This is a genomic window from Microcoleus sp. FACHB-SPT15 (genome assembly GCF_014849525.1).
GTDB classification, from domain to species: Bacteria; Cyanobacteriota; Cyanobacteriia; order Cyanobacteriales; family Coleofasciculaceae; genus Symplocastrum; species Symplocastrum torsivum.
In genome coordinates, this window is the sequence record NZ_JACJNU010000067.1 from 76,763 (window position 1) to 88,669 (window position 11,907).

The window sequence follows — 11,907 nt, forward strand, 5'->3', positions numbered from 1 at the left end:
CAAGACTGAAGTCGAGGCATTAGCCTGAACTCTAATGAAACCAGTGATTGTTTTCGGTAGCATCAACATGGATTTGGTAACCAGGACACCTCGGTTGCCACTAGCTGGTGAAACACTGCAAGGTTATGAATTTTTCACGGCTGCTGGTGGGAAAGGAGCAAATCAAGCCGTAGCAGCAGCGCGGCTCGGAATCTCCACGCAAATGGTGGGGCGTGTCGGTAATGATAATTTTGGGCATCAACTGCGAGGTGGGTTACAAGCAGCAGGTGTTCATATCGACAATGTTTTGCTGGACGATAGCGCAAGTTCTGGTGTTGCGGTTATTGCCGTGGATGATGTGGGAGAAAACAACATCATTATTGTTGCAGGTGCTAATGGACGTGTGAATCAGGAGGATGTAGAGCGTCTTACTACTTTATTACCGAATGCGGCGGCGTTACTTTTACAACTTGAGGTTCCTTTATCAGCCGTTTTGGCAGCCACTCAGGCAGCACAAAAGGCTGGTGTTCCGGTAATACTTGACCCGGCACCTGCTAGAGGGGATATTCCACCAGAACTTTACCTGTTGGTAGACATCATCACACCAAATGAAGTGGAAGCCACTCAACTTGTGGGTTTTCCTGTAGATGGACAAGAGACAGCGACGAGAGCAGCAGCCGAGTTACGGCAACGGGGTATTGGTACTGTGATTATCAAGTTGGGCGCTCAAGGTGTCTTCTGTGCCACTGGCTCTGAAACGTTCTTTGTTCCAGCTTTTTCAGTCCAAGCCGTTGATACGGTTGCGGCTGGGGATGCTTTTAATGGAGGGTTAGCGACGGCATTGGCGGAGGGATTACCTTTGCGGCAAGCTATCCTTTGGGGTGCGGCGGCTGGGGCACTTTCGGCGACGAAAGTAGGAGCGCAGCCTTCTCTACCTGATCGGGAGACGTTTAGGAGGTTTCTTAAGGAAAGAGATGTGGAGATAGGGTGATGCTTGTCTTTAACTACAAGAGGTAGTTGAACCTCCTAAAACGCGATCTCGTCTTATATGCAGCGAGAATAAAAAGTAAATTCTGGAAGAGAAGCTTTAATGAAACTGCTTGATGGTCCAACAACTCCACGCTATTTACGGATACTACGGACGCTCCAGTGGATTTTTCACCCCTTGGACGTACTAGAGGAGCGTGCCCAGCGTTATGGTGACACCTTCGCCTTGGGGAAAAACACCTCAACCCCACTCGTATATGTAAGTAACCCGGAGGCGATTCGGCAAATCTTGACGGCTGACCCAGATCGGTTTGAGAGCGGTCGTGCAAACAAACCCCTCCAGTTTTTGCTGGGAGAAAACTCACTGATATTACTCGACGGCAGGAAGCATCAGCGCCAGCGACGGCTATTGATGCCCCCTTTTCATGGAGAACGGATGCGAGCCTACGGCAAGCTGATCTGTGACATTACCGAACAAGTAATAAGTCAGTGGAAGATTGGCGAAGCTTTCTACGTTCGCTCAGCGATGCAAGAGATTTCTCTACGAGTAATCCTTAGTGCTGTTTTTGGACTGGACAAGGGACAGCGTTTCGACCAACTCAGGCAACTCCTCTCTTCACTATTGGATGTGATTGGCTCTCCCTTGACCTCCAGCTTCCTGTTTTTTCCGTCACTCCAGAAGGATTTAGGCTCTTGGAGTCCTTGGGGACGCTTTCTTCGCCAAAAGCAGCAAATTAACCAACTCCTCTACGACGAAATTCAGCAACGTCGAGAGCAAGCCGATCCTTGTGGTGATGATATCCTCAGCTTGCTATTGTCTGCTCGTGACGAAGCGGGTCAGCCGATGACGGATGAGGAGTTACGGGATGAACTGCTGACACTGCTATTTGCAGGTCATGAGACTACGGCTTCCGCCTTAGCATGGGCTTTGTACTGGACTGACTATTTACCAGAGGTACGCGATCGCCTTTTGAGCGAACTCGATACCCTCTCTCCCGATACCGACCCAACTACCATTGCCCGACTTCCCTATCTCAGTGCCGTTTGTCAAGAGACACTGCGTATCTACCCAATCGCAATCAATCCCTTCCCTCGAACTTTGAAAGCACCGATGGAGATAATGGGGTACCAGTTCGAGCCTGGGACAAACCTGCTAATCTCTATTTATTTGACCCATCATCGAGAGGATATATACCCGGAACCTAAGCGATTTAAACCTGAGCGCTTCCTAGAAAGGCAATTTTCACCCTACGAGTATCTACCTTTTGGTGGCGGAAATCGTCTCTGTATCGGGATGGCTTTTGCCCAGTATGAAATGAAGTTGGTACTAGCCACCATTCTGTCTCGGTACAACCTAACGCTGGCAGATAGCCGTCCCATCAAGCCTGCCCGCCGTGGGTTCACTATTGCTCCTCCCGGTAATATGCGAATGGTCATCAACCAGCGTCAGCGCCAAAATACCCTTGTTTCGCTCTCAGAAAAGAGCAAGTCATAGAATTTGTAACCCAAAAGACAGGCAGGCTGTTTAGTTTCCTATATCTTCATTCCATAGCGTTGGGTTGTTCTGGATGAAATCGCTCATCAGTTGCTTACATTCATCTAGGTTTAAATCAATAACTTCAACACCGTGGGATTCCATAAATTCCTTTGCTCCAGTAAAAGTTACAGACTCACCAACGATGACTGTTTTAATGCCAAATTGAACAACGGCACCCGCGCAGAGGTAGCAGGGCATCAAGGTAGAATAAAGCGTTGTCCCTTTGTAATTGCCGATTCTGCCAGCGTTGCGTAGGCAGTCAATCTCGGCATGAGTAACCGGGTCATTGTCTTGGACACGCTTATTGTGTCCTCTACCAACAATTTGCCCATCTTTGATAATGACTGAACCAATGGGAATCCCTCCTTCACTCAGTCCCTGTTGCGCTTCGGCGATCGCAGCTTCCATGAAATCATCCATAACACCTTCTCCTCAACACATACGTTTTACAATACTGCCTTGGGAAGCGCTTTTTACTCTCGCAAGTTTGGGGGAGCGATCGCTACTCGTACAATCATCACACTGCCTGGTATTTGGCGCTAGGTGCGATCACATTAAAATAGTGGAAATGGATAAGATATCGAAACAATGCTAAATATTGAATATCTTACGAACAAAGACGGAGATGCGATCGCAGTAGTGATTCCTATTGACTTATGGCGGCAACTGCTACCTATACCTCCTGAAGAAGCGTCAGATGAAGAACTTCAAGAAGCGGTAGAAGACTATTGCCTGAACAAAGCAATGGATGAAGCTGTTAATACTCCTAAGTTAACTCGCTCCGAAGCCTTAGCTTATCTTGAGGAATAATTAGCTTGGAAGTTCAATACCGTAAGGCTTTTCTGAAAGATCTGAAGCAACTGAAGAGTTCGACATCATACCAACGCATCTACGAACTGGCATTTACAACGCTGTCGGAAATCAACACTTTACAGGAGATTTCTGGTATTAAAGCCATGCGAGGTTACACTAATCGTCATCGCATCCGCATCGGTGATTATCGTGTTGGAATAGAGGTTAACGGAGATGTTATGGAAGTGATGCGTGTTCTACATCGTCGGGAATTTTATCGTTATTTTCCGTAAGTATTTGAAATCAAGATTTGTAAAGGAAAAACGTGATCGCAAAGAATACAAGCATTGCAATGCTTGGTAATTGTGTTCTTTGCGATCGCTTACCATAAAGCTAAGATTACACCTATTAGCGTTCAGGAGGAAAACACATGGTAACTCCCCTCCAAATAGACGAAACTCTGCTTCAAGAAGCCCTTGCTTTGAGTAACCATCCAACAGCTACTGCATTGATCGAAGCAGCTTTACGCGAGTACATCCAACGTCGTAAACAACTGAAAGTATTGGAATTGTTCGGTACTATTGACTATGAGGAAGAGTATAACTACAAGCAACAGCGACAAAAAATATGAATGTTGTTGTTGATACTTCTATTTTGTCGCTGTACAAGCATCTCTCAAAAGGTAATTGTAGGAGGTGCGGTTGATTGTAGCTATTCCATAGGGAATTGCTCTTTCTTTAATGGTAGGGCAATCGCTATCCGTCTAGTCATCACCTTGGAATGGTGGAAATGGATAAGATTGTGAGTGAGAAGAGAGGTTGGGTTGATGAAAAGAAACCTAACCTACCAGCTAGACTCTTTTTGCTGACCTTTAAACCTTGATGATGTAAGGATTAATATTAGTCAATTATAAGCAAATTTGATATTACAGCGCTTTACACTCTCCTTATTGCTTGCTCTGCTGATTCCTCAAATTCATCACATCTGTCCACTAAAGTTTTAACAATATCAATAAAATAACTCACATCAATTAAAGTTATTTCAGCATTGTGCATTATTGAAAAAAACTAGCCTATTACCAATTTCTTCAACACACCAAAACCCAATTTTATATCTACTGTTCTCTTTAAGAAGAAATGATGAAAGTTGATGTGGAATATAGTTGAAGCTGTCAAACTTTAACCCACTTGGACACGAAAACTCTAAAGTTGTGTCGTATCTCAAGATAAATATTGTTTGTGTACTTCCTGATCTCGCCTTAAATTTTAAGATAGCTCTGTTCGGGTTGATGTCAGAAATGTTCAAGCCAACTTGATTACAATATCCTATGATAGTTGATTGAAAGTTATTGGATGAAAATAAGTCTTTATCAATTGCCATCTGTTCCTCCTAAAGCTAAGGTCAATTATCTATTTGAAGTGATTTAAACAGTAGATGTTCGAGTTAGTAGTAGGAAATAGTATTATTAATCTTACTATTTCTAGCTAAATTTTCTTAGCTTCTCATAAGGCTTAAAGTGAGCGTCCTACTGTTTCAATTAGGGACTTCCAAATAAAAAAATGCCCAATACTCTAGCTGCCAAGTCTGAGTTAGCTGCACAGCTTGGATAATTTATTTCTTGGAAGTCCCTTATCTGTAGCAAGTCTTGCCTCTTACTCTAGTTCACTTAGTTGTCTCTCAAACTCTGCAATCTCCTTTCGCCAATGTTCGACAAAGCTTAGCGGCGGTAAGTAACATTGAACTCAACGTCAACGTTTCTCGTCCATCCTCTTCAACGCTGTGTTATGCAGCTACTCTGCGAAAGCTTGTGCAACGCTACAAAGCACCTATACCCTTCAAATAGGCTACGGCTGTTTGAACGACTTCTCGCATACCAGAACTCTTCCTTTTACTGAAGGAACTATGGTTGTATCTCAAATCACCAGTATTAGGATCGTAATCAAAGTTTACATGAGGATATCGCGTTGATTGTCCAATAGGACGCACAGATACAGTAAGCGTGCCATCCGATTTAGGCCCTGTTTCCTGCTGCCATTCGTGAACATCATCACCAACAGCTTGCCAATTTCCACTCATCTTTGGTTCTCCTGGCTGTGTAGCCAAACTATCTATTACACGAAAGTACCCAAAACTTCATTGCAGCCTAACTCTTAATTAGACCGCAGTTGTGGTCTAACACACCATGACAGGGTATAAAACGGCAAACGTTTAATCCCTAAATTGACGGTTTAATACTTTTTCCATGATTGTTGATAAATCAGAGCTTTGGCTAGTCAAAAAATGTTCAATTTTGCCGCCCAATTTCCCCGCTTTCACTCTTTTTAATCTAGTTTTGTACAAAGATGTACTAAAAACCTGGAAAATGTAAACTATAATATACAGAATGCTCCCATCTTCCTATCTTGATGAATCTTGAAGAAGTGTTAAAACTCGCTGACGAGATAGTATTTGCCAAAACAGCTCAACACCTTGATGATTTACAAGAAGCGGTACTCCGGGGAACTTTACAACGAGATAAATATAAGCAGATAGCTAAGGATTTTGACTGTTCTGAAAGTCGTGTTAGGGAAGTTGGTTCGGAATTATGGCGGATACTTTCAGAAGAGTTAGGGGAAGAGATCAGTAAATCGAATTTTAGAGCAGCAATGGAGAGATCGCAAAACTCTAATGTTTTAAACTTTGCACAAAACGTGAGCGGTAGTTTTAACATCTGTGGAGAAAGTAAACATTCGCTAGATGTACCGAACTCACATGATGAGGAAACATCTAACTCAAAACAAACTAAAATATCGTATCAAGATTTATGCGAGATGCCAGAGCTAGGTATTTTTTATAATCGCATTCCCGAACTCGACACCCTCACAACCTTGATTTTACAAGAACACTGTCGCCTAATAGCCCTCACTGGCATCAGCGGCATCGGCAAAACAACATTAGCAGTGCAACTCGTACAACAAATAAAAGATGAGTTTGAGTACGTCATTTGGTGCAGTCTAGAGACATCCCCCACCCTAGCTGAAATTCAAGATAAACTGATACAGTTTTTCTTGCAGTCAGAAAATCTAGATTCACCTGCAACTAACCCAAAAAAGTTACCGCTGATTAAGTATTTGCAAAAGCATCGCTGTTTAGTAGTCTTAGATGACGTTCATAACCTTTTCAGTAGCGGTGAATTGGTAGGAAAGTATAAACCAGGATATGAAGACTATCGCTCCTTTTCCAAACAAATAGAAAAGTTATCCCATCAAAGTTGCTTTCTGTTAATCGGTTGGGAACAACCGAGAGAAGTGACTCATGTCAAAAGCCAAAATACTCCCATTCGCACCTTACAACTCACAGGCTTAGATATCGCAGGCGGACGGAAAATACTCAGAGATAATGGGTTAGAAGAAATCGATAAATGGGACGCACTGATTCAGCGCTACCAAGGCAACCCATTATGGTTAAAAAGCGTGGTGACTCTTATTCAAGAGTTAGGAGGAAGCGTGACTGAGTTACTACCAGACGATACTGTATTGTTGCCAGAAGATTTGAAAGATGTTTTACAGCAGCAATGCGATCGCTTATCCGAAATAGAAAAACAAGTTATCTCCCTGTTGGCTAAAGAAAGCGAACCCGTCAACCTGGCAAAATTGATAGAAAAGGGAACAATGCCAGCGTCAGATTTACTAAATGCGCTGCAATCTTTATCGCGTCGCTGCTTGATAGAACAAAAAGAAAGCTTTTACGATCTGCCACTTGTGCTGAAGCAGTATATCAAAGGGTTATAACTCATCGTTTTGGTATCTAAGTTAGAAATGGTTGTGAGTTTTCCTTAGTACTCCAGCTAACTTTGCTAGTTATATTTTACCAGGAGGAGAGAAGTTTTTTGAGGCATCATCTACAACTAAAACCCAATCATTTCCTCTCCCTTGTGTGCCTGGTGGTTCAAAATCGCCAGTACAACTATTAGCGTATTCTCCAATAAAAATACTGTCACCATTACGTGGGTCATACCACCAAGCTTTTAGATGAGTCCCAGAAATTTTACCCAGGTGAATCGTAAAATTTTGTCCTGTAGAAGCATAGATAAATAAATAGCCATCGCCGCGTGTTGCTGAAGAGTGATTTGCTCCTGTTCCTGGGTTGCTACTAATAATGGATTGATCAGGAACTCGACTTAAGAAAGGGCGAGATAGTAAGAGATTCCGAATATGAATTATATTAGCCGCACCCGGTCGATTTAAAGCATCATACCAATAACACTGTGGAGAACTAATTCCTTTACGTCCAGGTGCCCACATTTGCCAAATACTATGATGTCCATAGGTATGACCAAAAGCACCTGCAAATAAGGCCCAATAAGCCGCTTGACGCACATCATAATCACGGAAATATCCATTGCCTGGATTCCAGTTAATCGGATGATCTTCGTAGCGTGATTCTCCATCTAGAGTTGGTTTAGCTGGACTTTTAGCATAATCAGAACAAACAGTCGTGTAGTTAGGTAAATCAATAGCGCTATGCCCTGACTGCAACATATTAAAATCTAACCATTCTTCATTATGGAAAAAGGTTGATGAGGTAGAACCACCGACTGGGTGATAAGTCATGAGGAATTTTCCTCCGTCGCCTTCTGCTAATCCAGCCACCATTTCGCGCCAAACTTTTTCCTTGCCTCCAGGATTGCGATCGCCTCCTAAAATCCAGATAATATTAGTTCGATTTTTATATCGATTACCCAGATAGTGACCGTAGGTTCTAGCATTACCTTCATTTATTACACCACTCACTACATAGCTTCCCCAAGTTGGCAGAAATCCAATCCATAATCCTAGTTTCTCTGCTGCATCAACAACATAATCAACGTGTTGAAAATACTCATCATTGGGTGTTGTGAGATTATTCTTGTAGAAGGGACAAGTACCATAGGCATTTGGTGTGTTTAAACCATCTAGTTCAGCTACAGCAACGGCTTGAATAACTGTAAAACCTTTTTCTCGTCTGTTTTCTAGATAGCTACTCGCTTCTTCTCGTGTTAAACGATGAAACAGTTCCCAAGCTGTATCCCCTAACCATAAGAAAGGTTGCCCATCACTAGTTCTTACCAAAAATCGCTGATTATCTGAAACTCGTAAAGTCATAAGATGGCTGGTTGTTTGTTATTGGTTGTTGGTTGTTTGCAATGTTAAAGCATGGGCTATCTAAGAGTAAAATATATCAATTCAAGTTACTAAAAATAGTATATTTGGAAAGCAATAAATGAGTATTGGTCGATGAATCTAAGCCTGTGCATGATTGTTAAAAACGAGGAAGCGTCTTTGCCGAAATGCTTGAGTAGTGTCAAAGATGTTGTGGATGAGATGGTAATCCTGGATACAGGTTCTACTGACAGAACAGTTGAAATTGCTAAAGAGTTTGGGGCTAAAGTGTATCACTTTGAGTGGTGCAATGATTTCTCGGCTGCTCGAAACTATGCTCTCAAGTATGTGCAAGGAAAATGGGTGTTGGTATTGGATGCGGATGAAGTACTAACGCCAAAGATTGTGCCAGAGATTAAGCAGGCAATGAAAGGTAAGCGCAACCTTGTAATTAATCTGGTACGCCAAGAAGTAGGCGCGTCTCAATCTCCTTATTCCTTAGTTTCACGTCTATTTCGCTATCACCCAGATGTTTACTTTTCCCGCCCTTATCATGCAATGGTGGACGATAGTGTGCAATCGTTGTTGCAGCGAGAACCCGATTGGCAAGTCGTTTCTTTGTCTACAGTGGCAATTGAGCATTACGGTTACCAACCAGAAGCGATCGCATCTTTAGATAAATCCACTAGAGCGCGACTAGCAATGGAAGGCTTTCTAGAGGATAATCCAAATGACCCCTATGTATGCAGTAAACTGGGGGCGCTTTATGTTCAGTTGAATCAGTTGCAGGAAGGCATTGAACTTTTGGAGCGTGGCTTAAGTGAAAAGCCGTTAGACCCTCCAGTATTATTTGAACTGCACTATCATCTGGGCAATGCTTACACCCATACATCTAATCTCAACTCAGCCGTGATGCATTATCAAGCGGCAATCCAACAGCCGATTTTACCGCAATTGAAAATCGGAGCTTACAATAATTTGGGCAACCTGCTGTTGAAGGCTGGTGAGTTACCTGCTGCGAAAACTGTGTATGAAAGGACTGTAAAAATTGACCCTAGTTTTGCCGCCGGACATAATAACTTAGGTATGACATTAAAAGCATTGGGGCAACTGGAAGACGCGATCGCATCCTATCAGCAAGCGATTAAGCTCAACCCAGAATACGCCGATGCTTACCAAAACTTAGGGGTGGTTTGGCTGAAAGTCGGTAAAGTACCGGAGAGCTTATCAGCCTTTAAAAAAGCGATTGCTCTCCATGAGGTGCATAATCCTCCTGAAGCCCAACGCCTCCGTCAGGGACTAAAAGAGATGGGCTTTCAGGTTTAACCAATTTCTAAGCGGGTTGCTTAAGCTGAAGCTGTTGCAATTGGCTTGGTGCAACTACACCCCGCTCAGTAATAATGCCAGTGATGAACTCGGCTGGTGTAACGTCAAAGGCTGGGTTATAAAACTCCACTCCAGGAGGGCAAGTCACCGTGTCGCCAATTTGATAGATTTCCGAGGGGTGACGCTCTTCAATCGGGATTAGACTACCGCTAGGCAATTCAAAATCAATGGTAGATAGAGGTGCCGCGACGAAGAACGGGACATCATGCGCTTTCGCAACGATCGCTAAACTATAGGTGCCAATTTTGTTCGCTGTGTCGCCATTGGCAGCGATGCGATCGGCACCAACGATAACCGCATCAATTAGCCCCTGTTTCATACAATGAGCTGCCATGCTGTCGGTAATCACGGTAACGGGGATACCTTCTTGTACACATTCCCAGGATGTCAGTCTTGCCCCTTGCAAGCGAGGACGGGTTTCGTCGGCGTAGACTCGCGCCAGTCGTCCATCCCGCCACGCGGAACGCACGACACCTAAAGCAGTGCCATATCCGGCTGTAGCTAGCGCCCCCGTATTGCAGTGAGTCAAAATGCATAACTTATGCGGGGTAGAGGGCAACACTTCCAAACCGCGATCACCTATTGCCTGACACGTTTGTAAGTCTTCAACCTGAATCGCTTGAGCCGTTGTTAGTAACGAGGCTTGAATCTGCTCGACTGAACCCAGCGTCTCATAGGCAGTTTTGAGCATTCGTGAGATCGCCCAAAATAAATTCACGGCTGTTGGGCGAGTTTGGCGCAACATCTGGGCAACGTCCTCTAGCTGTGCCAAAAACTCGTCTCGATTATCCGTCTCAATTTCCCTCGCTCCTAAGTACATTCCATAGGCAGCCGCAACACCAATTGCAGGTGCGCCTCGGACAATCATGGTTTTAATCGCCCGTGCCATATCCTTGACTAAGCTGATTTCAACAAGGGCATACTCCAGTGGTAAGCGGTTTTGGTCAATCAGGAGAACGCGACCTTCATGCCAGATAACGGGATAAACCTGAGTTGTAGGGAGATTCATAGCCTTGAAAATAGTAATTAACCAAAAACTTTGACAACTTTTGCCTACTTTAACGCACAGATGTAGCCCTCGGTAGAAAATCCCTCTTAAAGGCGATCGCAATGCTGAGAGCCAAGTTAGGGCGTATGACGATAGGCCCCTACAAGCCGAATCACGCAACGCGAATGACATCCTCAATGGAGTCAAGGACACCACGGATTTCGTGTTTAAGAGTATGAGCTAGACATTCCAGAAGTCAGCAACGCCCCTCAACTCAAGCGACTCATTCCCTAACTCAAAAAGCAGCTACAAAAACAGAACTTGGCTTTGATTCTGGACAAGTGCCAACCCAATCAGGCACAAGTCACCTTCTGCCGCAAACTCACAGATGTGCTGGATATCGCTTGGATTACTGAAGCACCCCTTGAAGCACCCCTGAAAGGCTTTCCACCCAATCAGCCAAATTTACTCAGTGCCATTCAAAGCTGGATTGATGAGATAGGATGACGGGCAAAAGGCGATCGCTTTTTACCAATCAAACACCTTCAAAGGTGCGATCACACTATGCAGAAAACTAAAAACATAGTGAGGGAGACAACATGAAAGAAGATGCTTTGATTGAAAAAACGAATGCTAACAGATTCATGCGCTCTCGTGCCGAGGTCGTGACCTTTGAAGACGCTATGGCTGAGTGCGATTCGTTGGCTAGAAACCAATCCTAACAAGGATTAGGGGGATTAGCCGCAAGGTAATGAACCTTGACAACTGAATGACCATGTAGGTGAGAAACCTACCCCGCAGGTGCAGCGGTGAAAGCACTTCCCCTACGGTAGCGACTAGCCATCAATCCGTAAAGCGGGGATGAAAGGTGGCTCTACTGAAAGCCTAATTTGGTACCCATCGAGCAAAAGTATCCATGAGTAAAGCCTCGGCTTAAAGATGTGAATGAATCGTCGTCAAGTGTAATCAGCGAAATAAGGCTATATGCGCTGAAGCCAAAAGGCAAAGGATATGAGACTGGCAGTTTCGACCCTGACCAGTAAGCACTCTCGAAAAACCCGGCGAATAGCATCACTCTAAAGGTACATAGTATGGTCATTCGGAACGAAGTAACCTCT

The 11,907-nt window shown here is 43.9% G+C and carries 11 protein-coding genes and 1 pseudogene; 8 read left to right on the plus strand and 4 right to left on the minus strand.

What is annotated here, in order from left to right; all coding sequences use genetic code 11:
• The first annotated feature begins 34 nt into the window (after positions 1-34).
• A complete protein-coding gene (gene rbsK, locus H6F98_RS29655) occupies positions 35-970 on the plus strand; it encodes a ribokinase (RefSeq protein WP_192222330.1) in 936 nt (311 codons plus the stop codon).
• Between the two features lie 99 nt (positions 971-1,069).
• On the plus strand, positions 1,070-2,461 hold the full coding sequence (locus H6F98_RS29660) for a cytochrome P450 (protein ID WP_192222331.1): 1,392 nt from the start codon (positions 1,070-1,072) through the stop codon (positions 2,459-2,461).
• 30 nt (positions 2,462-2,491) lie between these two features.
• On the opposite strand, the gene H6F98_RS29665 is transcribed toward H6F98_RS29660, so the two are convergent.
• The gene (locus tag H6F98_RS29665) at positions 2,492-2,923 is read right to left on the minus strand and encodes a nucleoside deaminase (RefSeq protein ID WP_192222332.1); all 432 of its coding nucleotides are present in this window, start codon (positions 2,921-2,923) and stop codon (positions 2,492-2,494) included.
• A gap of 168 nt (positions 2,924-3,091) precedes the next feature.
• Here H6F98_RS29665 and H6F98_RS29670 point away from each other — a divergent pair, with 168 nt between their 5' ends.
• The 3 genes from H6F98_RS29670 to H6F98_RS29680 all read left to right on the plus strand — a co-directional run bounded on the left by H6F98_RS29670 (position 3,092) and on the right by H6F98_RS29680 (position 3,926).
• On the plus strand, positions 3,092-3,313 hold the full coding sequence (locus H6F98_RS29670; RefSeq protein ID WP_192222333.1) for a hypothetical protein: 222 nt from the start codon (positions 3,092-3,094) through the stop codon (positions 3,311-3,313).
• Positions 3,314-3,318: 5 nt separating this feature from the next.
• On the plus strand, positions 3,319-3,588 hold the full coding sequence (locus tag H6F98_RS29675) for a type II toxin-antitoxin system RelE/ParE family toxin (protein ID WP_192222334.1): 270 nt from the start codon (positions 3,319-3,321) through the stop codon (positions 3,586-3,588).
• A 137-nt stretch (positions 3,589-3,725) separates the two neighbouring features.
• Positions 3,726-3,926: a type II toxin-antitoxin system VapB family antitoxin gene (locus tag H6F98_RS29680; protein ID WP_192222335.1), complete on the plus strand. Its 201-nt coding sequence runs from the start codon at positions 3,726-3,728 to the stop codon at positions 3,924-3,926.
• Between the two features lie 1,184 nt (positions 3,927-5,110).
• Here the strand turns inward: H6F98_RS29680 and H6F98_RS29685 are convergent.
• Entirely contained in the window at positions 5,111-5,371 is a 261-nt protein-coding gene (locus tag H6F98_RS29685; protein ID WP_192222336.1) for a hypothetical protein, read from the minus strand.
• Positions 5,372-5,700: 329 nt separating this feature from the next.
• Here H6F98_RS29685 and H6F98_RS29690 point away from each other — a divergent pair, with 329 nt between their 5' ends.
• On the plus strand, positions 5,701-7,065 hold the full coding sequence (locus tag H6F98_RS29690; protein ID WP_192222337.1) for an NB-ARC domain-containing protein: 1,365 nt from the start codon (positions 5,701-5,703) through the stop codon (positions 7,063-7,065).
• A 69-nt stretch (positions 7,066-7,134) separates the two neighbouring features.
• Here H6F98_RS29690 and H6F98_RS29695 read toward each other — a convergent pair whose 3' ends face one another.
• On the minus strand, positions 7,135-8,418 hold the full coding sequence (locus H6F98_RS29695) for a glycoside hydrolase family 140 protein (RefSeq protein ID WP_192222338.1): 1,284 nt from the start codon (positions 8,416-8,418) through the stop codon (positions 7,135-7,137).
• 132 nt (positions 8,419-8,550) lie between these two features.
• Between H6F98_RS29695 and H6F98_RS29700 the strand changes: the two genes are divergently transcribed.
• Complete coding sequence (locus tag H6F98_RS29700; protein ID WP_242058762.1) at positions 8,551-9,741, plus strand: glycosyltransferase; 1,191 nt, start codon at positions 8,551-8,553, stop codon at positions 9,739-9,741.
• Positions 9,742-9,748: 7 nt separating this feature from the next.
• On the opposite strand, the gene mtnA is transcribed toward H6F98_RS29700, so the two are convergent.
• Positions 9,749-10,810 (minus strand): S-methyl-5-thioribose-1-phosphate isomerase, encoded by a 1,062-nt coding sequence (gene mtnA, locus H6F98_RS29705; protein ID WP_192222339.1) that lies wholly within the window; start codon positions 10,808-10,810, stop codon positions 9,749-9,751.
• A gap of 285 nt (positions 10,811-11,095) precedes the next feature.
• On the opposite strand from mtnA, the pseudogene H6F98_RS29710 reads away from it, so the two are divergent.
• Positions 11,096-11,296 (plus strand): annotated as a pseudogene (locus H6F98_RS29710) (hypothetical protein); the annotation flags it as partial.
• Positions 11,297-11,907: the final 611 nt, after the last annotated feature.

Excerpts from the sequence above, each read along its gene's own strand:
- rbsK (WP_192222330.1), top strand. The coding sequence starts at position 35 with ATGAAACCAGTGATTGTTTTCGGTAGCATCAACATGGATTTGGTAACC.
- H6F98_RS29660 (WP_192222331.1), top strand. The coding sequence starts at position 1,070 with ATGAAACTGCTTGATGGTCCAACAACTCCACGCTATTTACGGATACTA.
- H6F98_RS29665 (WP_192222332.1), bottom strand. The coding sequence starts at position 2,923 with ATGGATGATTTCATGGAAGCTGCGATCGCCGAAGCGCAACAGGGACTG.
- H6F98_RS29670 (WP_192222333.1), top strand. The coding sequence starts at position 3,092 with ATGCTAAATATTGAATATCTTACGAACAAAGACGGAGATGCGATCGCA.
- H6F98_RS29680 (WP_192222335.1), top strand. The coding sequence starts at position 3,726 with ATGGTAACTCCCCTCCAAATAGACGAAACTCTGCTTCAAGAAGCCCTT.
- H6F98_RS29685 (WP_192222336.1), bottom strand. The coding sequence starts at position 5,371 with ATGAGTGGAAATTGGCAAGCTGTTGGTGATGATGTTCACGAATGGCAG.
- H6F98_RS29690 (WP_192222337.1), top strand. The coding sequence starts at position 5,701 with ATGAATCTTGAAGAAGTGTTAAAACTCGCTGACGAGATAGTATTTGCC.
- H6F98_RS29695 (WP_192222338.1), bottom strand. The coding sequence starts at position 8,418 with ATGACTTTACGAGTTTCAGATAATCAGCGATTTTTGGTAAGAACTAGT.
- H6F98_RS29700 (WP_242058762.1), top strand. The coding sequence starts at position 8,551 with ATGAATCTAAGCCTGTGCATGATTGTTAAAAACGAGGAAGCGTCTTTG.
- mtnA (WP_192222339.1), bottom strand. The coding sequence starts at position 10,810 with ATGAATCTCCCTACAACTCAGGTTTATCCCGTTATCTGGCATGAAGGT.